20 protein-coding genes and 1 pseudogene are annotated in these 26,049 nt (G+C 70.9%); 13 read left to right on the top strand and 8 right to left on the bottom strand.

All coding sequences use genetic code 11. The features are described from left to right. The first annotated feature begins 1 nt into the window (after position 1). From DQW85_RS05260 to DQW85_RS05250, 3 genes are read left to right on the top strand one after another with little or no spacing between them, the layout of a single operon-like run. On the top strand, positions 2–799 hold the full coding sequence (locus tag DQW85_RS05260) for an ABC transporter substrate-binding protein (RefSeq protein WP_420819147.1): 798 nt from the start codon (positions 2–4) through the stop codon (positions 797–799). 3 nt (positions 800–802) lie between these two features. Continuing rightward, the gene (locus DQW85_RS05255) at positions 803–1,654 is read left to right on the top strand and encodes an amino acid ABC transporter permease (RefSeq protein ID WP_113699287.1); all 852 of its coding nucleotides are present in this window, start codon (positions 803–805) and stop codon (positions 1,652–1,654) included. Between the two features lie 5 nt (positions 1,655–1,659). Then, entirely contained in the window at positions 1,660–2,424 is a 765-nt protein-coding gene (locus tag DQW85_RS05250) for an amino acid ABC transporter ATP-binding protein (RefSeq protein ID WP_113699291.1), read from the top strand. A gap of 111 nt (positions 2,425–2,535) precedes the next feature. Here the strand turns inward: DQW85_RS05250 and DQW85_RS05245 are convergent. The 3 genes and pseudogenes from DQW85_RS05245 to DQW85_RS05235 all read right to left on the bottom strand — a co-directional run. Then, a pseudogene (locus DQW85_RS05245) lies at positions 2,536–2,811 on the bottom strand (cyclic nucleotide-binding domain-containing protein); the annotation flags it as partial. A gap of 158 nt (positions 2,812–2,969) precedes the next feature. Further along, positions 2,970–3,644, bottom strand: a complete 675-nt coding sequence (locus DQW85_RS05240) for a 4'-phosphopantetheinyl transferase family protein (RefSeq protein ID WP_113699286.1) — start codon at positions 3,642–3,644, stop codon at positions 2,970–2,972. Beyond that, a complete protein-coding gene (locus DQW85_RS05235) occupies positions 3,641–4,513 on the bottom strand; it encodes a metallophosphoesterase family protein (RefSeq protein ID WP_205314891.1) in 873 nt (290 codons plus the stop codon). Before DQW85_RS05235 ends, DQW85_RS05240 begins: the two co-directional genes overlap by 4 nt. A gap of 82 nt (positions 4,514–4,595) precedes the next feature. On the opposite strand from DQW85_RS05235, the gene DQW85_RS05230 reads away from it, so the two are divergent. The 5 genes from DQW85_RS05230 to DQW85_RS05210 all read left to right on the top strand — a co-directional run bounded on the left by DQW85_RS05230 (position 4,596) and on the right by DQW85_RS05210 (position 11,871). After that, positions 4,596–5,501, top strand: a complete 906-nt coding sequence (locus DQW85_RS05230) for a LysR family transcriptional regulator (protein WP_113699284.1) — start codon at positions 4,596–4,598, stop codon at positions 5,499–5,501. 207 nt (positions 5,502–5,708) lie between these two features. Next, positions 5,709–8,756 (top strand): DUF3604 domain-containing protein, encoded by a 3,048-nt coding sequence (locus DQW85_RS05225; protein ID WP_162794744.1) that lies wholly within the window; start codon positions 5,709–5,711, stop codon positions 8,754–8,756. Positions 8,757–8,797: 41 nt separating this feature from the next. Then, a complete protein-coding gene (locus tag DQW85_RS05220; RefSeq protein WP_113699282.1) occupies positions 8,798–9,766 on the top strand; it encodes a glycine betaine ABC transporter substrate-binding protein in 969 nt (322 codons plus the stop codon). A gap of 28 nt (positions 9,767–9,794) precedes the next feature. Continuing rightward, positions 9,795–10,982, top strand: coding sequence for a quaternary amine ABC transporter ATP-binding protein (locus DQW85_RS05215; protein ID WP_113699281.1), 1,188 nt, complete (start codon positions 9,795–9,797; stop codon positions 10,980–10,982). Then, on the top strand, positions 10,975–11,871 hold the full coding sequence (locus DQW85_RS05210; RefSeq protein WP_113699280.1) for an ABC transporter permease subunit: 897 nt from the start codon (positions 10,975–10,977) through the stop codon (positions 11,869–11,871). Before DQW85_RS05215 ends, DQW85_RS05210 begins: the two co-directional genes overlap by 8 nt. A gap of 2,220 nt (positions 11,872–14,091) precedes the next feature. Here the strand turns inward: DQW85_RS05210 and DQW85_RS05205 are convergent. From DQW85_RS05205 to DQW85_RS05185, 5 genes are read right to left on the bottom strand one after another with little or no spacing between them, the layout of a single operon-like run. Continuing rightward, positions 14,092–14,790: an ABC transporter ATP-binding protein gene (locus tag DQW85_RS05205; protein WP_113699279.1), complete on the bottom strand. Its 699-nt coding sequence runs from the start codon at positions 14,788–14,790 to the stop codon at positions 14,092–14,094. After that, on the bottom strand, positions 14,778–15,542 hold the full coding sequence (locus DQW85_RS05200; protein ID WP_205314890.1) for an ABC transporter ATP-binding protein: 765 nt from the start codon (positions 15,540–15,542) through the stop codon (positions 14,778–14,780). The genes DQW85_RS05205 and DQW85_RS05200 overlap by 13 nt, the downstream gene beginning before the upstream one ends. Further along, entirely contained in the window at positions 15,539–17,113 is a 1,575-nt protein-coding gene (locus tag DQW85_RS05195) for a branched-chain amino acid ABC transporter permease (RefSeq protein WP_162794743.1), read from the bottom strand. Before DQW85_RS05195 ends, DQW85_RS05200 begins: the two co-directional genes overlap by 4 nt. Next, positions 17,110–18,021 (bottom strand): branched-chain amino acid ABC transporter permease, encoded by a 912-nt coding sequence (locus DQW85_RS05190; RefSeq protein ID WP_113699277.1) that lies wholly within the window; start codon positions 18,019–18,021, stop codon positions 17,110–17,112. The genes DQW85_RS05195 and DQW85_RS05190 overlap by 4 nt, the downstream gene beginning before the upstream one ends. 3 nt (positions 18,022–18,024) lie before the next feature. Further along, entirely contained in the window at positions 18,025–19,266 is a 1,242-nt protein-coding gene (locus DQW85_RS05185; protein WP_113699276.1) for a branched-chain amino acid ABC transporter substrate-binding protein, read from the bottom strand. Positions 19,267–19,524: 258 nt separating this feature from the next. On the opposite strand from DQW85_RS05185, the gene DQW85_RS05180 reads away from it, so the two are divergent. The 5 genes from DQW85_RS05180 to DQW85_RS05165 all read left to right on the top strand — a co-directional run bounded on the left by DQW85_RS05180 (position 19,525) and on the right by DQW85_RS05165 (position 25,853). Beyond that, positions 19,525–20,919, top strand: coding sequence for a type I glutamate--ammonia ligase (locus DQW85_RS05180; protein ID WP_205314889.1), 1,395 nt, complete (start codon positions 19,525–19,527; stop codon positions 20,917–20,919). 83 nt (positions 20,920–21,002) lie between these two features. Beyond that, positions 21,003–21,887, top strand: coding sequence for a MurR/RpiR family transcriptional regulator (locus DQW85_RS05175; RefSeq protein ID WP_113699275.1), 885 nt, complete (start codon positions 21,003–21,005; stop codon positions 21,885–21,887). Next, complete coding sequence (locus DQW85_RS44170) at positions 21,884–22,048, top strand: hypothetical protein (protein ID WP_162794742.1); 165 nt, start codon at positions 21,884–21,886, stop codon at positions 22,046–22,048. Before DQW85_RS05175 ends, DQW85_RS44170 begins: the two co-directional genes overlap by 4 nt. Before the next feature lie 180 nt (positions 22,049–22,228). After that, a complete protein-coding gene (locus DQW85_RS05170; RefSeq protein WP_113699274.1) occupies positions 22,229–23,527 on the top strand; it encodes a cellulose binding domain-containing protein in 1,299 nt (432 codons plus the stop codon). Positions 23,528–23,711: 184 nt separating this feature from the next. Continuing rightward, positions 23,712–25,853, top strand: coding sequence for a hypothetical protein (locus DQW85_RS05165; RefSeq protein ID WP_113699273.1), 2,142 nt, complete (start codon positions 23,712–23,714; stop codon positions 25,851–25,853). Positions 25,854–26,049 lie beyond the last annotated feature (196 nt).

Here is a 26,049-nt window from a genome sequence, read left to right as displayed (position 1 = left end):
GCTGGCTCTGGCGGCGTGTGGCGGCACCGGCACCTCCGCCGCCCCAGGGACCGGCGGCCCGGCCGCCTCCGCGCAGGCGGCCGGCGGAGTCAGGCTGGTCAAGCCTGGCAAGCTGACGACCTGCACGAACCTGGCGTACGAGCCCTTCCAGTTCAAGCAGGGCGCCAAGGTCGTCGGCTTCGACGTGGACATCGTCGACCTGGCGGCCAAGAAGCTCGGCGTGAGGCAGGAGATCGTCGACATCGACTTCGCGGTGATCAAGAGCGGCGCGGCGATGGCCGCCGGCAAGTGCGACGTCGCCGCCGCGGGCATGACCATCACGCCCGAGCGGCAGCAGAACATCGACTTCTCCGTCCCCTACTTCGACGCCACCCAGGCCCTGCTGGCCAGGAAGGGCACCGGCGCCACATCACTCGCGGACGTGCGGGCCAAGGGTCTCAAGCTGGGCGCGCAGGCGTCCACGACCGGCCTCGACCACGTCAAGAAGCACGGCTTCGACCCCACCGAGTACGCCGACTCGGCCAAGCAGCTTCTCGGCCTGCAGTCCGGCCAGGCCGACGTGATCGTCCAGGACCTGCCCGTGGTGCTCACCTGGCTGAAGAAACCGGAGATCGCGGCCAGGTTCGAGCTGATCGCCGGCCTCGACACCGGCGAGCAGTACGGCATCGGCCTGAAGAAGGGCGCCGACCCGGTCCTGCTCAAGACCATCAACGAGACGATCGCCACCGCCAAGGCCGACGGCACCTATGAGCAGATCTTCACCAAGTGGTTCGGCAAGAAGCCCGGCGAGCTGGGCTGATCGATGACCGACCAGTCAACGACGACCGAACCCAACGCTCCCGCCCCGACGACTGCCGGCGCCGCCCGGTTCAGTCCCCGCCGGCGCCAGCAGGTCAGCCGCCTCCTCCAGTACCTCATCCTGCTGACCGCCCTGGCCGCGGTCGTGCTGCTGGCGGACTGGGAGGGTCTGGCGCAGAACTTCGCCAAGCCCGACGTCGCCCAGCAGGCGCTGCCCGCGCTGTTCACGGTCGCGCTGGCCAACACGATGATCTACACCCTGGGCGGCTTCCTGTTCGGCTTCCTGTCCGGCCTGCTGCTCGCGCTGATGAGGCTGTCGACGGTGCGTGCCTACCGGTGGCTCGCGATCGCCTACATCGAGATCTTCCGTGGCCTGCCCGCACTGCTGATCTTCCTGCTGATCCTGTTCCTGCCGCTCGCCCTGCCCGGCCTGGAGGTGCCCGGCGGCACCTACGGCCAGGGGGTCCTGGGGCTGGCGCTGGTCGCCGCCGCCTACATGGCCGAGACGCTGCGCGCCGGGCTGCAGGCGGTGCCCCGGGGCCAGATGGAGGCCGCCCGCTCCCTGGGCATGTCACACGCCCGCTCGATGGTCACGATCATCATCCCGCAGGCCATCCGGATCGTGATCCCGCCGACCACCAACCAGTTCGTGTCGCTGCTCAAGGACTCCTCACTGGTGCTGTTCCTCGGCGTGTCCGGCGAGTACGTCGAGCTCACCAAGTACGGCAACGACCTGGCCTCCCAGCACGCCAACGCCACCCCCATCCTGGTCGTCGGCGTGACCTACCTGCTCGTCACCATCCCGCTGGGCTACCTCGCGGTCCGGCTGGAAAAGCGTCAAGAGAAGGGGCGGTGACCTCGATGGCCCCCGTTGTGGAGATCCGTGACCTGCACAAGGCCTACGGGCAGCACGAGGTGCTCAAGGGCATCGACCTCACCGTCGAGGCCGGACAGGTCGTCTGCGTCATCGGCCCCTCCGGCTCGGGCAAGTCCACCCTGCTGCGCTGCGTCAACCTGCTGGAACAGCCGAGCGCGGGGAAGGTGATCGTACAAGGCGTGGAACTGACCCACCGCGACGTCGACATCGACGCCGCGCGCCGCCGGGTCGGCATGGTCTTCCAGCAGTTCAACCTGTTCCCGCACATGACCGTACTGCAGAACGTGATCATCGCCCAGCGCCGCGTGCTCAACCGGAGCAGGGCCGAGGCCGAACAGATCGCCAGGCAGAACCTGGACAAGGTCGGCGTCGGCATGAAATGCGACTCCTACCCCGCACAGCTCTCCGGCGGCCAGCAACAGCGCGTGGCGATCGCACGGGCGCTGGCGATGAGCCCCTCGCTGATGCTCTTCGACGAGCCGACGTCGGCCCTCGACCCCGAGCTCGTCGGCGACGTGCTCACCGTCATGCGCCGGCTGGCCGCGGAGGGCATGACCATGCTGGTGGTCACCCACGAGATGGCCTTCGCCAGAGACGTCGCGGACCGGGTCGTGTTCATGGACGGCGGCGTGATCGTGGAGGAGGACGCCGCCGCCAGGGTGATCGGCGACCCGCAGCACGAACGCACCCGCACCTTCCTGCGCCGCGTACTCGACCCGACAGCACAGCCCGAGACCACCACGCACTGAGCCGAGGTCCTCTGCCCGGCTTGCCTGAGCGATCCAGCAGCAGGCGGCCGGGCACGTCGAAGCCGGCGCAGCGGCCTTTCGCCGATCCGGTAGGCCCGCAACGGGGCGGCGGGCCGTCACCGTCGCCGACCGGGCCATCCGACGCACCAACCCCATCTCGCCCACGAGATCGCCGCACACCCTGATGCCGAGCACGGCTTGCGTGCCGTCCTCCAGAGCGGCGGTCACCTTGGCGCACGCCGATCCGCTCCTGCGCGTCGCCGTCAGCAGGAAGACCTCCTGCCACCGGTCGTCACCCTGGCGGATGAGGATCTCACCCGGCGCGTAGTCGCGCCCCTCTCCGATGGCGAGCAGTTGTGCTCGCGTCTCCTCGTCGAGGCTCGCCATGAACGTTCCGCGTGGCCAGTGAGACGTGTGCACCTGGCGCCCTCCATCCCGGCCGTCCGCCATGGGCGACGCGATGCCTGGTTACGAGCCGTGGGGCGCTCCGGAGCCTACCCGCTCCCTCGCGCACGGACCCGGCTTACGGGGCGATCCGGGATCGTCTAGCGCTGGTGACGGCCTTCCCGCGGCACCGCGATGGCGGTCACCAGGAGGTCCCGGCTGGCCAGCCAGCGCCCCTCGAAGCCGGTGATCGGCCGCCCCTCGGGGGTGTGGCCCTCGAGCAGCAGCCGGGCGGTGAACGTGCGCGCCCGCGGATCCACCGTCACCGTGGCCTCGGAGAAGTCCAGCCACCGCCTCGTCAGCGGGAACCACGCCTTGTAGACGGCCTCCTTCGCGCAGAACAGCAGCCGGTCCCAGGACACCTCCGGCCGGGCGGCCGTCAGTTCGGCGATCCAGGCCCGCTCGGCGGGGTCGGACACGGCTCCCAGGACGCCGTCGGGAACGGCGGCGTTCGGCTCGGCGTCCACCCCGACCGTCATCACGTCCGCGCTCGGGGCCACCGCGCACACCCGGTAGCCATCGCAGTGGCTCATGCTGCCCACCACGCCGTCCGGCCAGGTGGGCGCGCCGCGCTCCCCCGGCAGGATCGGCACGGCCGGCAGCCCGAGCTTGGCCAGCGCCGCCCTGGCGCACGCGCGCACGGTCGCGAACTCGTCGCGCCGCTTGCGCACCGCCCGGGCGATCAGCGCCTCCTCCTCGGGGAACAGCATCGGATCGACCGCGTTCTCGAACGCCTCGACGGCCACCACCGTGTCGGGCAGGATCTCCTCGATCATCGCGACGCCCCCGGGGCCGGCACGGCCTCGTCGCGGGAGGGGAGGATCACCCGGGGGCGCGGTGGGAGACCGGTGCCGCGCGCCTTCCACTCTCGCGGGTAGCCGACCGAGACCTCCTCGAACGGCACGCCGTCGTGGCGGGTGCTGCGCGGGATGTGCAGGTGGCCGTAGACGACGGCGGCGGTGCGGTATCTCAGGTGCCAGTCGGCGGTGCGCTCCGTCCCGCACCACAGCGCGAACTCCGGATATCTCAGGATCCTGGTGGGCTCGCGCACCAGCGGATAGTGGTTGACGAACACGACCGGGAGCGCGGGGTCGAGCCCGTCGAGCCTGCGCTCGGTCTCGGCGACCCGCTCCGCGCACCACGCGTCGATGCCCGGGTGCGGGTCGGGGCGCAGCAGGATCTCGTCGGTGCACACCACACCCGTCTCGTACGCCCGGGCCAGCGCCTCCTCCTTGGTCGCGGTGCCGGCCGGGCGGAAGGTGTAGTCGTACAGCAGGAACAGCGGCGCCACGGTCACCGGCCCGCCCTCGCCGCGCCAGACGGGGTAGGGATCCTCCGGCGTGATCACCCCCAGGCTCCGGCAGAGTTCGACCAGGTGCCGGTAGCGCGCGGCGCCGCGCAGCTGGACCGGGTCCTCGCGCGGCGACCACAGCTCGTGGTTGCCCGGCGCCCAGACCACGGTGGCGAACCGGTCGCTCAGCAGCCCCAGCGCCCATTCGATGTCGCTCGTCAGCTCGCCGACGTCTCCCGCGACCAGCAGCCAGTCGCCCTCCGCCTCCGGGTGGAGCGTCTCGACGTACGCGCGGTTCTCCGCATGGCGCACGTGCAGGTCGCTGATGGCCAGCAGCCGGGGGACGGCGATCATGCTGTGATCATAAGCCTCCGCCCCGCCGCCCTGGCCGACCGGGTGGCCGGCGCCGGGAGCAGGATAGGTGGAGGAGGCGTGCATGGAGCGACGGCAGATCGAGTACTTCCTGGCGGTGGCGGCGCATGGCAGCTTCACGAGCGCGGCGCACGCCCTCAACATCACGCAGCCGTCGCTGTCGCACGCCATCGGGGCGTTGGAGCGCGAGCTGGGGGTGGAGCTGTTCAATCGTCTCGGGCGGGGAGTGCGCCTCACCTCGGCGGGCGAGGCGCTGCTCGAACCGGCCCGGCAGATAGTGTCCGACTTCGCGACGGCGCGCAGATCCGTTCAGTGGGTTCGAGGGCTGCGGAGCGGCCGGTTGGACATCGTCGCCCTGACGACTCTCGCGGTTGACCCGCTGGCTCGCATGGTCGGGGAGTTCCGCGGCCTGTATCCGGGGATCGACATCCGGATAGCCGACCCCGAGCAGGCGATCGAGGTCGCCGACATGGTCCGCTCCGGCCAGTACGAATTCGGGCTCGCCGACTTCTCCGTGCCCGCCCCCGGGCTGCGGACCCTGGAACTGCCCGAGCAGGAGATGCTCGCCGTGCTCCCGCCGGACGCGCAGGCGCCGAGACGGCGGAGGCTGACGATCAGCGAGGTCGCCTCGCTCGACCTCGTCACCACGCCGCAGGGGACGACGACGAGGATGATGACGGAGCAGGCGCTCGCCGGCGCGGGCGTCCCGCTGCGCATCGCCGTGGAGACGACACACCGGGCCGCCATCGTGCCGCTCGTGCTGGCCGGCGCCGGCGGCGCGCTGCTCCCTCTCCCCATGGCGGACGACGCCGCGCGGCAAGGGGCGCGGATGTTCCGCATCGACCCTCCGGTGACGCGCCGGGTCCGTCTGCTCTGGCGCTCGGAGCCGCTGTCGCCGGCGGGGCGGGCTTTCGTCGAGTTCGCGGACACCTTCCGCAGCCGTCCACGGCAGGTGGAGGCCCTGCCATAGACGGCGCCTATGCCGGGCAACGAAGAACGGTCTAGATCCGCCGCGGGGTTGCGTTGACGTTCGCTTTTCCGGCGCGACATCGTGGCGTCAGCGCACAGAACCCACTTTCGGGTCCGGACGGAAACCGTGAGACACCGACGCCGGACAGCGCGCAGACCCCTGCCGCCGGGTAACTCGCGGTTCTCCTGTCGTGTGAAGGGATTCGCCATGGGCCGGTGTTGCGGAGTGGACCACCACAGCGGGGAGTACACCGAGAGGCAGCGTGCTGATCTCGACCGTGTGCTGGCCTTCAACCGCAGACTCGCCGACGCCATCGAGAACTGCCATGACGTCTCACCTGTCGAGGCGCTCCTTGATCCCGACCCGCTGAGGTACATGTGGGTCGACGAGGGCGGCGGCCGGATCGCGGAGTTCGTCTCGCGAGCCGAGACCGCGCTCGCGACCGCCCCCCGCCTCGCGGGGCACCAGCGGCTGGCGGGCCGCCCGGTCCGCACATCGGGCTCCGCTGCCCGGCCGTCGGTCGCCACGGCGGGCGACGGCCGGGTGGTGCACGCCTGGACGGAGTGGGAGCCGGACGCGGGCGATCGGGTGCTGGCGATGCTGCTCGACGGGCCGTCCGCGGACGGCGAGCCGGTCGTCCTGTCGGCGGAGCCCGCCGACTGCTTCCGTCCCACCGCGCTGTTCGACGCCGAAGGACGCGCCTGGGTGTGCTACGCCCGGTCGGACGGCGGCGAGGTCACGGTGTGGTGCCGCCGGTACGAGGACGGCCGGTGGAGCGGCGAGGAACGGGTGAGCACGACCGAGCACCCGTCGTTCAATCAGGAGCTCGCGGCCCACGCGGACGGCGGCGTCGAGGTGTGCTGGCAGGGACGCCTCGGCGACCGCTTCGGCGTCTTCTCGCGCCGGTGGCGTGACGGCGCCTGGGGTGAGACGCGCCTGGTGAGCGAGGGCGTCGAGGCCAACGTGTGGGATCCGGCCATCGCCTCGGGACCGGGTGGCCGCACGACGTACGCCTGGACGGAGTACGCCGGGGGCGCGTACCGCGTCGTGCTGCGCACGGCGGACCCGCTCGGCGCCCTCTCCCAGGTCCGGGTCATCACCGGAGGCAGTGACTACGCGCTCCATCCGAGCCTGGCGGTCACGAGCGAGGGCACGGTGTGGTGCGCGTTCGACGTGATAACGATCCACGGGCACGGCGGATCCGGTCCGACCCGGCTGCGGCCGGCGGAGCGGCTGCCGGACACGCCCCGGATCGAAGGCATGCGCGAGAGCGGCGACTTCGTCCCCCCTGAGCTGCTGCCCGAGGTGACCGCCTCGATCCGGGTCGTGCGGGTGGACGACGACGGGGTGCGCGAGGCGGACGGCGGGCTCGCGCGGGGCCTCGACGTGGTTCCCGGCGGACTGCCCCGGCTGGCCGCCGACCCCGGCGGGGGGCTCACCGTCGCCTACCGGGTGCACCGCCGGCTGCCGTTGATGACCTACTACTGGGAGGTCGCGGCCCAGAGCCTCGGGCCGGACGGCTGGTCCGCGCCCACGACCTTCTCCGGCAGTGACGGGACGCTGGAGGAGCCGGCGATCGCGCCGCTGCCGAGCGGGGCGCTCGTCTCGTGGCAGACCGACGGCCGCCTGGAGCGAGGGCTCGCCTGGACGGAGGGTTTCGGCGGCCGTGAGTGCCCGTTCCTGCTCGAACACCACGGCGAGGTGATCTGGCACGGCATGCACGGGACCGGATCGGTGCGGTCGGCGACGGTGACGTCGTCCGGCCCGGCGCGGGCGGATCGCCGCCTCCCGCTCGTGCACAGCGCGGACCGGCGGGAGTCGCGCGCCTGGCTCGGAGCCGATCGCGAGCGGTACGCCACGCGGGTGGCAGGGCAGGAGTACACGCTGTTCTGGGGAGACCTGCATCGGCACTCGCTGATCAGCCGGTGCACGTCGGGTGACGAGCCGTCGCTGGAGGACTTCTACCGCTACTCGTGGGACGTGTGCGAGTACGACTTCTGGGCCGTCACGGACCACTCCGAGAACAGCACCGACTACCAGTGGTGGTCGATCCAGAAGGTGGCCGACCTGTTCCGCGTGGACGGCCGGTTCGTGCCGCTGTACGGGTTCGAGTGGACCGGTCTGAGCGGCCACCAGAACGTCATCTACGGCGACGTCCCCCGCGGCGCGCCGATCTTCTCCGCGTACGCCCAGGGATCGGACACGCCGACGGACCTGTGGCGGCAGATGCGGGAACACCCCGGCTTCCCGGCGATCACGATCCCCCATCACCCCGGATCGGCGATGGTGCCGTTCGACTGGAGTCACCACGACCCCGACCACCTCCGGCTGGTCGAGGTCTTCCAGGCGTGCCGGGGCAACTACGAGGACGACGGCTGCTTCCGGCAGTACTCCGACGGCACGCTGCCCGGCACGTTCGTCCTCGACGGCCTGCGCCGCGGCCACCGCTTCGGCCTCATCGCCTCCTCCGACCACGGGCACGGCGCCAGCTACATCGGCGCGTACGCCGAACGGTTGGACCGGTCCTCGATCTTCGAGGCGCTGCACGCCCGCCGGGTGTTCGCCGCCACCACCCGGGACCTCCTGCTGGACGTGCGTCTCGGCGACACGTTCATGGGGGGTGAGACCGAGGCCACCGGTCCTGTGGAGCTCTCGGTGTACGTGCGCGGCTACGGCGAGCTGGCCCGCGTGGACGTGGTCCGCGACGGGGAGGTCGTCCACAGCGTGCTCCCGGACCTCGGCCTGCCTGGGGACTGGATCGCGGTGCCGGTCCGCGTCGAGTGGGGCCTGAGCTCGGTGACCACCGACTGGAGCGGGACCCTCACGATCGACGGTGGCGAGGTGCTGCGGACGCCGTACTGGAGTCCCGAGATCATCGAGGTCGACCGCGACCGCATAACCTGGCAGGCGAGCACGAAGAGCTTCGGCGAGCCCTACGGCGCGCAGCGCGGAGGCGTCGAAGTCACCCTGCTCGGCCCCGCCGGGGCGACGGTCACCGTCAAGACCTCGCAAGGCGGGCACACAACGACACTGGGCACACTGCGCGCGGGCGCCGTCGAGGTGCCCGTGACGGACGGCAACGACGGCCGGATGCGCCTGCAGCACGGGGTGGGCGGGCTCACCTCACTCGGCGGCCACGAACACCGCCTCCACTGGACGGACGAGACGGCCGCGCCAGGCTGGTACTACGTCCGCGCCTTCCAGACCGACGGCGAGATGGCCTGGTCCTCGCCGATCTGGGTGGACAGGGCCTGAGAGCCCGATCGCCCGGCCAGCAAGAGACAGGGACGGAACTCATGAGACCCCTCTCCAGAAAACTGTGGACGCTCGCCTGCGTCCTGACGACGGCGACCACCCTTGTGGCCTGCAGCGGCACCAGCCCGGCCGGGTTCGCCTCCGGCTCCGGCGGCGAACGCACCGCGAGATTCGTCCAGCAGCCGTGGGGCGACCTGGTGGTGGAGACGCAGATCGCCGTCGAGGTCCTCACCCTGCTGGGATACCGCGCGAGCACGCAGGAGGTGTCGGTGCCGCTGGCGGGCCAGGCGCTCGCGGCCGGTCAGGCGGACGCCTACCTCGGGAACTGGTGGCCGAGCCAGAAGCCGGTGTTCGGGCAGCACCTCGACGCGGGCAAGGTGGAGGTCGTCGGGACCCTGCTGGAGGGCACGCAGTACTCCCCGGCCGTGCCCGGGTACGCGGCGGAGAAGTACGGCGTGCGATCCCTAGCGGACCTGGACCGCCACGCGGACGCCTTCGGGCGCAAGATCTACGGGATCGAGCCGGGCGCGCCGGGGAACCAGGTCATCCAGCAGGCCATCAAGGACGACGCGTACGGGCTCGGCGACTGGGAGCTCGTACCGAGCAGCACCGAGGCGATGCTGGCGGAGGTGGGCCGGCGCGCAGCCAAGCGGCAGCCGATCGCCTTCCTCGGCTGGAGCCCGCACTGGATGACGATCGATTACAAGCTGGTCTTCCTCGAGGACCCGCGGAAGGTGTGGCCGGGGGCGGGGCAGATCCGGGTGCTCACGCGCAAGGGCTTGACGGAGCAGGACCCGAACCTCCACCGCTTCCTGTCGCAGATCCGCGTGGACGCGGAGATGGCCTCGGGGTGGATCCGTGCGCTCGACAAGGAGAAGAAGTCGCCGCAGGTCGCCGCGAAGGAGTGGATGCGGTCCCATCCGAAGGTGATCGAGGGCTGGCTGAACGGGGTCACGAACGTGGACGGCGAACCGGCCGCGAAGGTCGTCCTGGCCCGGCTGGGCTCATGAGGCGCGCGAGTCCCTGGAGGAGTTCGTGATGATCGAAGCCGAGAACCTCACCAAGGTCTACGGCATCCCGCGGGACAGGGCGGTGCCGCTCCTGCGGCGGGCCGACCGCGAGGACGCCGTCCGGAACGCGGGCGGCTTCCTCGCGGCGGACGGGGTGAGTCTCTCCGTCTCCCCGGGCGAGATCTTTGTGATCATGGGTCTGTCCGGATCGGGCAAGTCGACGGTGCTGCGCATGCTGAACCGTCTCGTCGAGCCGACCGATGGATCGTTGCGGATCGACGGCCTCGACGTGTCGGCGATGTCGCAGGACGAGCTGCGCCCGCTCCGCAACCGGAGGATCAACATGGTCTTCCAGCACTTCGCGCTGCTGCCGCACCGGACCATCAGGGAGAACGCCGCCTACGGGCTCAAGATCCGCCAGGTTCCCGCCAAGGAGCGCCTCGAACGGGCCGACCAGGCCCTGCGGCGGGTGGGGCTGGAGCGGTGGCGGGACTCCCGTCCGCACGAACTCTCGGGCGGGATGAAGCAGCGGGTCGGGCTCGCCCGGGCGCTCGCCACCGACGCCGAGATCCTGCTCATGGACGAGCCGTTCAGCGCTCTCGACCCGCTCATCCGGCGCGACATGCAGGAGCTGCTCCTCCAGCTCCAGGCCGCGGACCAGCGGACGATCGTGTTCGTCACCCACGACCTCAACGAGGCGATGCGCATCGGGGACCGCATCATGGTCATGCGCGACGGCCACGTGGTGCAGTGCGGCACCGGCACCGAGATCATCTCGTCGCCGGCCAACGAGTACGTCAGCGAGTTCATCGCCGACGTCGACCGCTCTCGCGTCCTCACCGCCGCGAACGTCCTCCGCACGCCGCTGGTGACCGCCAGGCCGGACGAGAGCCCCGGTGACGTGCTCCAACGGCTGGAGAACGCCGAGATGAACGGCGTCTTCGTCCTCGACGGGGCCGACCGCGTCCTCGGAGTGGCCACCGACGAAGCCCTCGCCAGAGCCCTCCGCGACGGCGCCGCCACCCTCGATTCCTGCCTGGTCGGCGACTGCCACACCGTGCCGCCCGACCTGCCCATCGTCGAGTTCTGCGATCTCGCCGGCCGCCACACGGTTCCCATCGCCGTCGTGGACGACGACATGCGTCTCCTCGGTGTCGCTCCGAAGGCCGCGATACTCGCGGCCCTGGCCGCCCCGAGGAAGGTCGGACATGCCTAGGATCCCCATCGGCGACGCCGTGGAAAGCGGCATCCAGTTCCTGCTCGACCGCCTCGGCGGGCTGTTCGACGTCGTGTCGGCAGCGCTGACGCGGCTCGTCGACACCGTCTACGCGATCCTGGTGGCCCCGCATCCGTTGCTGCTGATCGCCGTACTGTCCGCCGTCGCCTGGTTCGCCGGCAGGCGCCTGCCGCTCGTCGTGTTCACCGTGCTCGCCTTCCTGCTGGTGGCGTCCATGCAGCTGTGGGTCCAGACCATGCAGACGCTCGCGGTCGTCATCGTCGCGGCGGTCATCGCGGTCGCCATCGGCGTGCCGCTCGGCGTCTGGGCGGCGAGCAGCGGCCGGGCGAGCGTGATCACCAGACCGGTGCTCGACTTCATGCAGACCCTGCCGGTGTTCGTGTACCTCATCCCCGCGGTGTTCCTCTTCGGCATCGGTGTGGTCCCCGGCGTGGTGGCCACCACCGTCTTCGCCGTCCCGCCCGCGGTCCGGCTCACCGAACTCGGCATCCGTCAGGTCGACTCCGAGGTCGTGGAGGCGGCGGTCGCCTTCGGTTCGCGGCCACGACAGGTGCTGCGCGAGGTACAGCTCCCGCTCGCGTTGCCGTCCATCATGGCGGGCGTCAACCAGGTGATCATGATGGCGCTGTCGATGGTGGTCATCGCCGGCATGGTCGGCGCCCAGGGGCTGGGCGCCGTCGTGGTCCAGGGCATCACCCAGCTCGACATCGGCTCAGGGTTCGAGGGCGGGCTCGCCGTCGTCATTCTGGCGATCTACCTCGATCGGGTGACCGCCGCGCTGGGATCCGGCGGCTTCAAACGCCGGCGCGCCCAAGGCGGCGGAACCGTGGACCTCGCCCTCCCAAAGCAGGTCGCAGACGTGTCGTAGGCCGCGGGCGAGGTGCCGGCGGTAGGTGCTGAAGGGGATTCCGAGCCGCTCGGCGGCTGCCTCCTGGGTGGGGACCCGGCGGAAGAACGTCGTGGTCAGCACCCGGTGCAGCTTGGTGTCGCGCGGGTCCTGGCCGAGGGTGTCGACGGCCTCGCTCAGAATCCGCCGCAGGGACTCGACCTGGTCGGCGTCGCCGACCCGACGGATGATCGCCTTGGTGCTCATGAGCGGGTTGCCCGCCAGTTCGCGCGGCCGGTGCCAGGCGCGCAGCGCCCCCCGGACGGCCTGGTCGAAATCCGGGCGCGACAGCACGACCAGCTTGTTCGCCAGGGCCGCCGGGCGGCGGGCGGCGGGCTCGGAAGAGCCCAGCAGCTCCAGCCACGACTTCAGCGGTACCGCCCGCCAGTCGTGCGCGAACAGCGCCTGGGTGCCGTCCGCCAAGCGCGGCTCGGCCGCCAGGTGGTGGTCGGCGTGGGTCATCAGGGGCTCCCAGAAGCCGGGGTCCGCCCAGAGGAGGTACGACCAGGCCAGCCGCTCCTGCTGGATGACTCCGGCCAGCACCCGCATCAACATCGTGTACATGGTGGGCGAGGGACGTTGGTGGGCGGCGGGATGCACCATGAACCGGGCTATGGCCAGGTGCTCCCCGGCGCGGACGGGCGCCACGGCCTGGCTGTGCGCCCACGCCGCGGCGACCACGGGATCGGCCGCGTTCTCGTCGTCGTTCGGCTCGGCCAGCCGAAGCCAGGCCATGAAGGCGACCGGCTCGCCGTCGCCGCGCCGGTGCACGTAGAAGGCTTCGGGCCGCCGCTCCAGCCAGAAGTCCACGATGGCCGCGGCGTGCTCGCCTTCGGCCTGGGCGGCGAGGCGCAGCAGCGCGGGCCGGTCCCGCGGGGTGTATCTGTCCTGGAGATCCTCGCCGCGCCAGGTGAGGAATTCCGCCGGCACACGACTGTGGCGATGCAGGTAACCCAGGTTCAGCGCGGCGGGCAGCGTGGCGGAGCCGGTGGCGGCGCGCACGCGCTCCATCAGGTGGGCGCGCAGGCGCTGGTGCAGGGCGTGATACCCCTCGGGGTCACGCCACCGCAGGTCAGCCATCACCACGTCGCGCGCCACCTGGTACGGCACCAGCCCCGAACTCGTCGACTGCACGAACGGCTGGCCACGCAGCCACGTGAACAGCCGCGTGGCATCCGCCTCGGGCACCTCGGTCAGCACGGCCCGCAACAACCCCTCGTCCGTCGTGCGCGTGTGCGCGCACACCTGCAGGGCCTCTCTGTGCGCCGCCGACGGCACCTGCCCCACCAGCCGGGCCAGCAACGTCGCGATCACCTCCGGGGGCGGCGTCCACGGCTCATCGCGTGCGGGCTCCTTGCGTAGCGGCCCACTGCGTAACGGCCCATTGCGTACGGCGTCGGCGGCCAGGCAGATCGCCAGCGGATGCCCACCCGCGAAGCTCAGGACCGCCTCGCGCATCCGCTCCGGCACCCCGCGGGCCACCAGCAGGGCGACCGCCTCCCGTTCGGAGAGCTCGCCCAGGGCGACCACCCCCAGTACCCCCTCCCACACCGGATCGGCGCGCCACGCCGGATCCGGCGGCTCGCGCCCGGCCAGCACCACCAGCGTGCCGACCGGCAACCGGGGGACGAGGTGCCTGACCAGCCAGTCCTGAAGGCCCGGGCACCGCTCCACGTCGTCCACCAGGAGCACCCCTCGACCGTCGGGCGGCATCCCGGTCACCTGCCCCGCCAGCCGTCGCGGTGAGCCGACGGTGGCCCCGTCGACCCGCACCACCACGCGGTCGGCCTCGCGGGCGTCGTCGGCCCAGTGCCACAGCAGCCGTGACTTGCCGATGCCGCCGGGTCCGTGCACGTACAGCACCGACAACGCCCCCGTCAGCGCCGACCGGAAGATCGACGACTCCGCCGCGCGGCCGACGAAGCTCAGCGCCCGGTTGGCCGCCAGGCGCTGCCCCACGCTGTCGTGCTGCGGGTCCGACGCACGCTGACCCAGCGCCGAACGCCGCTCCCCCTGGGGGGATCCCCACTGCGCTGACCGCTTCTGCAATACCGACTGGCGTTGTGTCCTCGACATGTCCGGGTCCTCGGTCGAGCTGCCGCGCGGCAGCTCGACACCGCCCCTCCGCAGCCAGGTACGACTCTTGCGCCACTCAGGATCGCTGGTTTCCTCCTCGGGGTCATCGGCCAACTGACCTATCATCTAGCCGAGGTACGCCTCGCGGACCCGGGGGTCCGCGAGCAGTTGCCGGCCCGGGCCGGAGAGCGTGGTGCGGCCGAGGTCGATGACGTAGCCGTGGTCGGACAGGGCGAGCGCGGCGAGGGCGTTCTGCTCGACCATGAGGATCGTCGTCCCCTGGTCGCGCAGCACGCCGATGGTGTCCATGATCCGCTGGATCATGATCGGTGACAGGCCCATGGTGGGCTCGTCGAACATGAGCAGGCTCGGCCTGGCCATCATGGCCCTGCCGATCGCCAGCATCTGCTGTTCGCCTCCGGAGAACAGCCCCGCCTTCTGGTGCCGCCGCTGCCCGAGGACGGGGAAGAGCTCGTAGACGTGGGCCGCGTCCCTGGCGATGTCATGGTCTCTGCGCAGGTACGCGCCGAGGAGGAGGTTCTCCTCGACGGTCATCGTGGCGAACAGCTTGCGCCCCTCGGGGCAGTGGGCGATCCCGGTGGCCAGCACCTTGTGCGCGGGCAGATGGTGAATCGGCCTGCCCCTGAAGAGGATCTCGCCCCGGCGCGGACGCAACAGCCCGGACACCGTCCTGAGCGTGGTGCTCTTGCCCGCGCCGTTGGCGCCGACCAGGCAGACGACCTGCCCTTCGGCGACGGTGAAGCTGACGTCCTTGACTGCCTCGATCGCGCCGTAGGCGACCGAGAGGCCGTTCACTTCGAGCATTCGGTCGTCCCCAGGTAGGCCTCGATGACCCGAGGATCGGTGCGCACGGCCTCCGGCGGGCCGCTGACCAGCATCCGTCCACGCACCAGCACGTGGACGTGGTCACAGAGGGAGAAGATGAACTTGGTGTCGTGCTCGATCACGACCACGGTGATCCCCCGGTCGCGGATGGCGCCGATCAGGGTTCGGATGGCGGTGGTCTCGGAGCCGTTCATGCCGGCGGTCGGCTCGTCCAGCATGAGCACCGCCGGGTCGCCGGCCAGCGCTCTGGCGATCTCCAGGCGCCGCTGGTCGCCGTACGACAGGCTGCGCGCGGGGGTGTCGCCCGCGGGATCCAGGCCCACGAAGGCCAGCTCGGCGCGGGCCCGCTCGACCGCCTCGGCCTCGCTCCTGCGGAAGGCCGGGCCGTGGAACAGGGCGCTCATCAGTCCCTGCTTGATGCGGGTGTGCCTGCCGACGAGGACGTTCTCCAGTGCCGACATGCCGGAGAAGAGGCGGATGTTCTGGAAGGTGCGCGCAACCCCGTGGCGGGCGGCCTCGGCCGGATCCGCCTCAAGGGGGCGCCCGTCGAGCAGGACGCGCCCCGACGTGGGGGCGTACAGCCCGGTCAGGCAGTTGAACAGCGTCGTCTTGCCCGCCCCGTTGGGGCCGATCAGGCCGATGATCGCTCTGTCGGGCACGGTCAGCGTCACGTCGTCCAGCGCGACGAGCCCGCCGAAGGCCATGGAGACGTTCTCCGCGATCAAGGTCACGACGACGACACCAACCCCTGCGGCCGGAAACGCATGATCAGGATGAGGGCGAGCCCGAAGAGCATCAGCCGGTAGTCGCTGAACTCCCGCAGCTTCTCCGGCAGCACGAACAGGAGCGAGGCGCCCACGACAGCGCCGGGCACCGTACCCATGCCACCGAGGACCACCGCGGCCAGCAGGGTGACGGACTCGCTGAAATCGAAGCTCTCGTACCCGACCGTGCCCAGCTTGTGCGCGAAGACCGCGCCGGCGAGGCCCGCCAGCGTGGCGCCCACCAGGAAGGCCACGATCTTGGCCCGTCCGGTCCGCACGCCCATGGCGCGGGCCACGTCCTCGTCCTCCCTGATGGCCAGCCAGGCCCGCCCCGTACGGCTGCGCCTCAGGTTGGCCAGGACGGCCATCGCCCCGGCCACCATGAGCACGGAGATCATGTAGTAGCGGGACCCGCCCGGAAGCCCGCCGACGGGCTCGTTGAAGGCCAGGCCCAGGACGTTGATCGGCGGGATGCCGGGAATGGAGTTGGCGCCGCCGGTCAGTCCGCCGATGTCGTTCTGCGCCGCCCGGAAGAAGATCTCACCGAACGCGAGCGTCACGATGGCCAGGTAGTCCCCGCGTACGCGCAGGGTGGGCGAGCCGACCACCACGCCGAAGACGCCGGCCGTCACCGCGCCCGCGAGGGCGGCCACCGGGAAGGGAACGGCGTGGGCCAGGTTCGCCGCGGTGAAGGCGCCGATCCCGAGGAAGGCGACGTAGCCGAGGTCGAGCAGCCCGGCCAGGCCCACCACGATGTTGAGCCCGATCGCGGTGGCCGCGTAGACGCCGATGCTGGAGGCCACCGTCATCCAGTAGCCCGTGCCGGCCTGGGTGAACGGCAGCATCAGCGCGCAGCCGAGCAGGACCGCGATGCTGAAGATCCGGTGCCGCTCGCTCATGGCGGAGATCCAGGCCAGGACCCCGTACGCGGACAGCACGCCGGCCACGGCCAGGCCGAAGCCGAGGAAGGCCAGGAACTCGGCGCCGCCGTATGGATTGGTCGCCCTGCTCTGCCCGCCCGCGGTCAGCGTCGCCGAGACCAGCCACAGCAGGGCGGCGAACGCCACCAGCAGGACCAGCCAGGCGACGGCGGGCGGCGGGGTCTTCAGTTCCATGCGCGGCCTGGGCGGTTCGGCCCGGGCGGCCCACAGCAGGAGTGCGCCCGCGGCCAGCGTGACGGGCCCGCCGATCGAGAGCGCGCCGAGGCCGGTGAGGAACGCCATGTGCACCAGCGCGATGGCGATCACGCCGATCGCGGCCGGCTTGCGGGCGCGTGGAAGGAGCGCGGCGGCCAGGCCCAGCAGGACCAGGTGCAGGCGGAACCCGGTGACCAGGTGCGGGGCGTCGAAGAACTGAAGCGTGGCCAGGTCGGGGTAGGCGCCGCCGGGCAGCACGACGCTCGCCCACGGCAGCAGCGCGCCCGCGAGCACCAGCACGGCCGCGGCCGGTGCGCGCAGTCGCAGCAGCACGGCGGCGGGTCCGGGAAGCTCGGGCGCGGCGGGTTTCCGATGCCGCACCGGGGGTCTGTCGAGTGTCACGCCCGCACCCTCTCCAGCCGGCCGAGGAAGCCCTGGGGACGGAACATCAGCACCAGGATGAGCAGCACGAAGACCCAGACGTAGTCGTACTGGGCCCCTCCCCAGGCGTACTGCCCGGCCAGCGACTTCACCATGCCGATGCAGAAGGCGCCGAGCATGGCGCCCCGGATGCTGCCGATGCCGCCCAGGACTGCCGCCGTGAAGGCGAAGATGCCGTTCTGGAAGCCCATCGTGGTGTCGATCTGGCCGTAGTGGATGCCGTACAGCACGGCGCCGAGCCCTGCCAGCACCGCCCCCAGCACGAACGTCGCCAAGATCACCCGATTGAGGTCGATCCCCATCAGGCGGGCGGTGTCCGGGTCCTCGGCCACGGCCCGCATGGCCCTGCCGAGCCGCGAACGCTCCACGTACCAGTGAAGCGCCGCGGCCAGCAGCGGAGAGACGGCCACGGCCAGCACCCCGGTCCACTGCACGATCAACGACCCCGCGGTGAGCTGGGAGTCGACGAAGACCCGGGGGAACGGCAGTGGCGCGGTGGCGCCCGGGTAGAAGACCCGGACCACTTCCTGCAGCAGGATGGACACGCCGAGCGCGGTGATCAGCGGCGCGAGGCTGTGCGCGTCCCGCAGCGGCCGGTAGGCCAGCCGTTCCATCAGGACCGCGACGGTCACCGACACCGCGACCGCCGCGACGCACAGAACCGGCAGCGCCGCGTACCAGGGCATCGCGTCGGGCAGCAGGTACGCGGAGGTGAAGTGGGCGCCGAAGGCGCCCACCATGAACACCTCACCATGAGCGAAGTTGATCAGCTTGATGATGCCGTAGACCATGGTGTATCCGAGCGCGATCAGTCCGATCAACGCGCCGAGCACCAGACCGTTGACGATCTGCTGGGCCAGGGTCGCCACAGGTCACTTCGCCTCGAACTGCCCGCTCTTGACGTCCTTCCAGGCACCGCTGGTGACCTTGTAGACCGTGAACAGCTTGTTCTTGCTGTCGCCGTACTCGTCGAAGCCGACCACGCCGTTGGCGCCCTGGTCGGTCGAGTACGCCTGGACCTCCTTGACCAGCGCGGTGCGCTGCTCGGGCGCGCCCGTCCAGGCGGCGCTCGCGGTCACCTTGCCGATCGAGGAGATGATCACGTTGGCCGCGTCGAAGGCGAAGGAGCCGAAGCCGCCGTAGCCCTCGGGGAAGTTCTTCTTCTTGTAGGCCTCGACGAACGCCGATCCGGTGGGCAGCTTGTCGATGGGCGCGCCGACCGAGGCCGCGATGTCCCCCTCCCTGCCGCCCAGCGCGATGAACTGGGGGTCGAAGATGCCGTCGTTGCCCGACACGGGCACGTTCAGCCCGAGGTCCTTGGCCTGCTTGGCGAGCGGGCCGCTGATGGAGTAGTCGCAGCCGGTGAAGATCGCGTCGGGCTTGAGGGACTTGATCTTGGTCAGCACGCTGGAGAAGTCGCTGTCGTTCTCGTTGACCTTCTCGCGGCCGACGATCGTGGCGCCCAGCTTCTCGATCTCCTTGGTGAACTCGGTCGCCATGTTCTCCGCGACCGCCTTGCCGTCGGTGATGATGGCGATCCGCTTCTTGCCCTCGTCCTGCACCAGGAAGCGCGCGTTGTACGGGCCCTGCAGATCATCGGTGCCCACGACGCGGAAGTAGTTCTCGTGCTGCCGCTTCGGCGCGGTGGCGTACTCGGCGCCCCTGGTGAGCGCCGGGTCGGTGTTGCCGGGGGAGATCTGCACCAGCTTGGTCGAGGCGATCTTCGGCTGGATAGCGCGGGCCACGCCGGAGTTGTAGGAGCCGACGATGCCGACGACGTTCGCGTCGTCCGCGAAGCGCTGAGCCGCCGCCGCGCCCTTGTCCGGGTTGGCCTCGTCGTCCTGCGCGTCCATCTTGAGCTGGTACCCCTTGACCGCGCACTTCTCGTTGGCCTGCTCGACCGCGAGCTGCACCGAGTTGCGGATGCCCAGCCCGATCGCCGACAACTTGCCCGACATGGGAGCGATCACGCCGACGACGAGCGTGCCCTTACTCGTGTCGCAGCTCCCGGCGGCCCCCGGGGACTCGGTCTTGCTCGCACCGCACGCGCCGGTCCCCAGCACCACGCCGATGGCCAGCAGGCCGGACAGTGCGGCGCCGCTCTTTGTTCTCAACGGAAAACTCCTTGCCCCCACAGGTGGCTTCTGCTTACGAGGGCAGGACGCTAGGAGGGTTGACTGTTCAGCTCACAGATCAATCGCTGCTCAAAAGCTGTCCGTCCCGGCTCGTGAGATCGCCGTCCCCGGTCCGTCCCTCGGCCGCTTCTCCACGGAATTGGCGGCAAACGAGTACCAAGTGATCTGGCAATTGAGCGATCGTCCCGTCATGCTGTGCCCGATGATCAAGCAGAACAGCGCAATTTCCTGGGGGACATGATGATGCTGGAGAGCCAGGTCACCACAGAGGCTCAGCGTGACGCCGACGAGCTGGAGAAGCGGGGCGTCGTCGGAGTCACGATCGTGTGGGCTGACAACAACGGCATTCCGCGGTCGCGGACCGTGCCGGTCGATCAGTTCGGCGCGGCGGTTCAGCGGGGTGTCGGGGTCACCCCGCTGTTCGCGGTGTTCGACTCTCACGACGGGATCACGTTCGAACACGGCCCGCTGAGCACACCGTCGGGTGACATCCGGTTGGTGCCGGTCTCCGATCGCGCGGTGCGGTTGGCCGGACAACCGGGATTCGGGTGGGTGCCGGGCCGGCTGGTGGAGGCCGACGGTTCGCCGTGGCCGTACGACCAGCGGGGCGTGCTGGAGCGCCAGGTGGCCCGAGGGGCGGAGCTGGGACTGGAGTTCCGGGCAGGTTACGAGATCGAGTTCCAGCTCAGCAAGAGTGACGACGAAGACGGTGACGACGGCGGCGCGCCGCGCCCGGTCTTCGAGGGGCCGTCGTACGGTCCGGCGAAGATGCTGGCGGTCGACGGGTTCGCCGAGCAGCTGCTGCGTGACCTGCGCGCCAACGGAATCCGTGTCGGCCAGTTCCACGGCGAGTACGGGCCGGGGCAGTTCGAGTTCAACATCGCCCCGGCCGACCCGGTGAGCGCCGCCGATCAGCAGTTGCTGGCTCGCCAGACCGTCCACGCCGCCGCCCGCGCGCACGGGCTGCGGGTCAGTTTCGCCCCGCTGGTGGCCGCGGGCCAGGTCGGCAACGGCTGGCACCTGCACACGTCGGTGTCGAGGAAGGGCGCGAACCTGCTGTCGGGTGGACGCGGTCCCTCCGGACTCACCGCCGACGGCTCCGCCTATCTCGCCGGCCTGCTGCGTGACCTGCCGGCGGTGGTCGCCGTCACCGCCCCGAGCGTGTGTTCGCTGGAGCGGATCCGGCCGGGGTTCTGGTCGGGCGCGTACACGTTCTGGGGGGTCGAGAACCGGGAGGCGTCCCTGCGCCTGGTGCCCTCGACGCCGCTGCTGGGCGCGGCACACGCCAATGTCGAGCTGAAGCCGTCGGACGCGTCGGCGAACCCGTATCTGGCGTTGGCCGTGGTGCTCGCGGCGGGGATCGCCGGGATCGAGGACGGGCTGACGCCGCCCGCCCCGGTACAGGAGGATCCCGGCCAGTGGAGCGAGGATCGTCGCGCCGCGCACGGCATCCACCCTCTGCCGGCGACGGCGGCGGAGCAGGCCGCCGCGTTGCTGGCGAGTCAGCGCATCCGTGCCGCGCTGGGCGAGGAGCTGACCGGCGCCTTCCTCGCGGTGCGCGCGGCGGACGCCGCTCGGGCCGCCGATCTTGACACCGCGGAGGTGGCCCACGCCTTCCGCTGGCTGTACTGAACAGCTCACACCTTGCCCCGCATGTCAAGAATTATTCTCGCAACAGATTGACATCATCCTGATATGGGCATAATTTTCACCGCATGCACCTGCTGCCCCGGATCAGGGCTGAGCGGCATGAGATGCCCGAAGCGCTGCGCAAAGTGGCCGACGCGATCCTCGCCGGCCCTGCCGAGGCGGCCAGGCTGACGATCGTCGACCTGGCCGAGCGGAGCGGCACGTCCACCGCGACGATCACCCGCTTCTGCCGGGCGCTCGGCTTCACCGGTTACGCCGGGCTGCGGGTCGCGATCGCGGCCGAGACCGGACGGGCGGCGCACGAGACCTGGCAGACCGACATCGGGCAGGAGATCCGGCCCGGCGACTCTCTTGACCGGGTGCTGCGCGTGGTGTCTTCGAACGACATCCGGCTGATCCAGGAGACCGGCGACCAACTCGACCTCACCGTGGTCGAGAAGGTCGCCGATGCCGTCGCGGGGGCCGGCCGGGTGCTGCTGTTCGGAGTGGCCAGCAGCGCCGCCGTCGCCAGCGAGATGGAATACCGGCTGCAGCGGATGCGGGTGCCCACCTGGAGCAGGTCCGACGCGCACAGCGCGCTGACCGACGCGGCGCTGCTCGGGCAGGGCGACGTGGCCATCGGCATCTCGCACAGCGGCAGGACGCGGGAGGTCATCGAGGTGCTCGCCGAGGCGGGCAGCCACGGGGCGATCACCGTTGCGATCACCTCGCACCCCAGGTCACCGCTGGCCGAGGTGGCCGAGCTGGTGCTCACGACGGCCAGCCGCGAGACGACGTTCCGGTCCGACGGGTTCGCCGCCATCCACTCCCAGCTGCTCGTCCTCGACGTCGTCTACGTCTCGGTCGCGCAGCGCACCTACGAGCGCACCAAGCGCGCCTTCGACCTCACGGTGCGGGCGGTGGCGGGACACCGGCTGCCAGAGCGCCGGCCAACGGAGAGAGACCCATGACCGTGGACCCCGAGCACCAGGTCGAGCGCCTCACCGGGCCGCCGCGGGCCACCCGCGGGCGCCCGGAGATCGCCGGCCGGGCGGGCGGTCTGATGCCGGCCACCGGCTCGTCGCACCCCATGGGAGCCGCCACCTCCTCGCGACGGGACAGGCGCCCCTGATCCACCTGCACGTCAACGTCCCTGAAGGTGACGCGTACGACCTCGGTGTTGAGGCGCGTCACGAGGGCCGTATCCGCCGCGGCGCCTGACGCCCAAGGTCCGCGCCGCACACCCCCACAGGACCCGAATCACTCGCTTCGGCGTGCACGCATTCGGGGACGCCCGTAAGGAGATCCACCCATGTCAAGACAAGTCGTGAAATACACTCTCGCGGTCGGCGCCGCTCTCGCCCTCGTCACGGGCAGCTTCGTCGCCCAGGCCGCCACCGCCCCGGCGGTCCGGTTACAGTACCGGACCAGCGCGCCGGGGGCCGCGACGGACCAGTCCGAGCCGTGGTTCAAGCTCTTCAACGACGGCACCGCCGCGATCCCGCTCAACCAGGTCAAGATCCGCTACTACATCACCGGCAGGGACAGGTTCCGCTTCGCCTGCTCCTGGGCCGCGGTCCGCTGCTCCACGCTGAACGGCCGGTTCCTCCCCCTCGCGGGCGGCCGCCAGGTGCTGGAGGTCGGCTTCAGCACGGGCACGCTCGCACCCGGCGCCAGCACGGGCGACCTGCAGCTGCGCTTCTACCGGGCCGACTGGCAGAACTTCAGGCAGAACGACGACCCCTCCTACGGCTCCCACACCACCTATGCCGACTGGAACAAGGTCACCGTCCACGTGAACGGCGCCCTCGCCTGGGGCAGCCCGCCCCGCGGCTCCGAGCCGTCACCACCCTCTTCTCCCTCACCCACCCCTCCGTCCCCCTCACCCACGCCTCCGTCTCCTTCGCCCTCCCCTCCGTCTTCCTCGCCCACCCCTCCCAACCCCAGCCCGACCGCGTCGGCGGGCGTGCTGTTCGACGACTTCTCCTACACCGGCTCGAACGACGCGCGCCTGGGCCAGCGCGGCTGGAGGGTCCGCTCCCAGAAGTTCCGCGAGGGCACGTACGCGGCCAGGGTGCGCTTCAGCGACGCCCCCACCAGCGGTCCGGACGGTGAGCACGTCGTGCAGACGTTCTTCACCATCACCCCGCTGGCAGCCGACCTGGACCCCGACTACGGCGAGCTCGACTTCGAGTACCTGCCCAACGGCGGCTGGGGCGAGTCCAGCCAGGTCATGTTCAACACCAGCTGGGAGACCTACCGCCCCAACCCGTGGCGGGCCGTCAACACGATGACGGCCACCCGGAAGAGCTTCGCCGGCTGGCACGACCTGGTCGTCCAGGTATCGGGCGGGCGCATCAAGTACTACATCGACGGCAGCCCGGTCGCCGACCACGGGGGCGTCTACTACCCCGAGACGCCGATGTGGATCATGTTCAACCAGTGGTTCATCGACCTGCAGAGCGGCTCGGGAAAGCGCTGCTACCGGCAGCAGGTGGACTGGGTCTACCACAGCAAGAACGAGGTCGTCGCGCCCGCCGACGTGGTGAGCAGGGTCGCCGCCCTGCGCTCCGGCGGCACGTCCTTCCGTGACACCGTCCCCACTCGCTGAACCCTGAGCTGAACGGGGGGCGCGCTTCGCGTTCCCCCCGGACCGTGCTCATCCGCGTCCAACGCGCAAAGGGCGGTGTCCTCGCGGGCACCGCCCTGTCCAGTCAGCGGGAAGTATGCACTTTTCCCTGTACGGACGGGATTGCCCTTGTCACAATCTGGAGCAGCGTTGGAGGGAGCCAAGCATGCCGGTGACCTGGGGAGCCGTTCAGGGGCGAGTTGTCTTCGACAGTTCACGACAGCACGGCTTCGTCGAGCAGAAGTCCACCGGGTTCTCCTGGACCGGCAGCAGATCGGTGCTGCTCACCGATCGGCCCGCGGTGTATGTGCACGACGCCGTGGGGCTTGGGCTGGGCAACCAGGTCATCACCGCGCTGGACCCGGCGACCGACCCCGACGCCACGGTTGAGCTTGTCGACAAGAGCACCAGGCTCGTCGTCGAGGTCCGGCTGCCGCAGGGCCGGTCGCTCACGGCCACCTCGGGTGAGCTCTCCGCGCCCGCGCTCGCCGCGCTGACCGGCCTGCGCGGCCGGCTGATGCGTGACGCCGCGGCGACCGATTTCATCAGTCCGTGCGCCGTCTCCATCACCCCTCAGTACGAGTCGCACACGCCCGCCGAGTCGGCGCCCGCGGAGCTGGCGGCGTACGTCGTGATCGCCGGAGGGCGCCTCCAACTGCGCAACCGTGGGACGATCGCGCTGGCGTGGCCGGTGAACCGGATCGTCGCGGCCCCCGTCGGCCCGACCGCCGTGGAGGTCCAAGGTGGTGCCCTACTCGGTGGCCACTTCCTGACCGGCGCGACCCTCCATCTGGTGACGCACCAGGTGCAGCAGGCATTTCTCGCCGCGCTGCGGGCGGCCGCACCTGGGCCGCGCACGGTGGGCACCTCGGCGCCGGTGCTGATCCGCGGCCTCACCCAGGAATCCGAGCCGTCGAAGGCGGACTGCGTGCTGAGCACAGCCGCTCTGGAGTTCCAGGCGCCGGACACCCAGCAGCTGCTCGCCCGCTTCGACCTCGGCGACCCCCACTTGCGGGTCGCCGGGTCCGCCGAGCGGTTCGTGATCTTCAATCCGGCGCACGGCCCCGTGACGGTGGAGTGCGCCTCGGAGGCGTTCGGCCGGCGGCTGCACCAGAACGCCGAGCTGCGGGCCGCCGCCGAGCGCACCCTCACCTCCGGCGTCCTTCCCGCCGAACTCGCCGACGGGCGGCCGGTCGCGTGCGGGTTCACCGCCGACGGCATGCGAGTCAAGGGCTCGGCCGTCAACGTCCTGATCCCGTACCAGGGGATTCGCGCCGTCGAGTGCGATCCCGCCGTCATCCGTCCGACGCTGCGCGTGGTGACCGAGCGCACCGAACATGGCATCATCGGCCAGCCCGAACTCCTCCAGGCCCTGCACACCGAGATCAGGGCCTGGAGCAACGCCTGCGCGAATCCGCGGCAGATCCCGGACATGCTACGCGCCGGGGTCGGACTGGAGGAGGACTACCTGCTCTACACGGTCTTCGGCCCGTTCTACGAGCTGCACGCGGCGCTGCTCGGCGACGTGGGCGCGGACGAGCTGGGCACGCCCGTCACGCTGCCGGCGTCCGTCCAGGAGCGGTCCCACATCGCGGCCGTCCTACAGATCGGGCTCGGCGAGTTGCAAGCACACCTCGACCAGATCACCGCCATCCTGCCCGCCTTCCTGCGGCACCGCGACGGGCTGCTGCTGGCACCCGTCACCGGTGGCGCCGAGCCGGGCTGGCTGAAGGCCACCGAGTCCAGGTTGCGCACGGCCCTGTCCCCGGTCCAACGTGCGGCCGGCGAGACCGCGCAGCTCACCGCGCAGCTGTCCCGGCTGATCGACCTCGACCCCGACACCCTGCCGAAGGTCAGCTACGCCGGGGCGGCGGTGTCCCTCGGCGCGGCGGCGCTGATCAACCCCGTGTTCGCGGTCTCGGGCATCTCCCAGGCGTACTCCGCGCGTACCCAGGGCGAACAGCGCAAGGCGCAGGTCACCGCCCAGTCCGAACGCGGCTGGGCACTCGTCCTGGACCGCTGGAACGCGCTGGTCACCTCCTCGCTGCCCGTCCTTGGGTACGTCCTGACCGAGAACATGTTCGCCATTCGCTGGGAGACCGCCCGCCGCATCGGCGAGCAGATCCGCACGGCCCCGGAAGGCGCCCGGGGGCCCTTGCTGCGCGCGGTGGCCCGCCGCCTCGCCACACTCGACGTGATGCGCCGCTACCCCGCCGGCTCGGGCGTACGGCTCCGACGCGGCGAAATCGCCGACCACCTGCGGGCTGCCCGCCAGGCCATCCGCACCCCACGCTTCGCCGACTTCTGACCCGCCCGAGCCACGAACGAAAGACACAGACCATGCCCATCTTCACAAGCCAGTTCGACCGCGGCCGCCAATACTCCCAGGCATACGCCGGCGACACAGGTGAGACACGCTTCTGGACCCCGACCAAGATCACCGTGGCCGGCGCGAGCGCCGGCGCCGCGGCCCTTGCCGCGGCCGGCCTGGCCGCCGCCGACAG

The sequence above is a fragment of the Nonomuraea lactucae genome (genome assembly GCF_003313395.1).
Lineage (GTDB): Bacteria > Actinomycetota > Actinomycetes > Streptosporangiales > Streptosporangiaceae > Nonomuraea > Nonomuraea lactucae.
The sequence above is the reverse complement of the archived record's forward strand: the minus strand, read 5'-3'. Positions and strand labels throughout refer to the sequence as shown.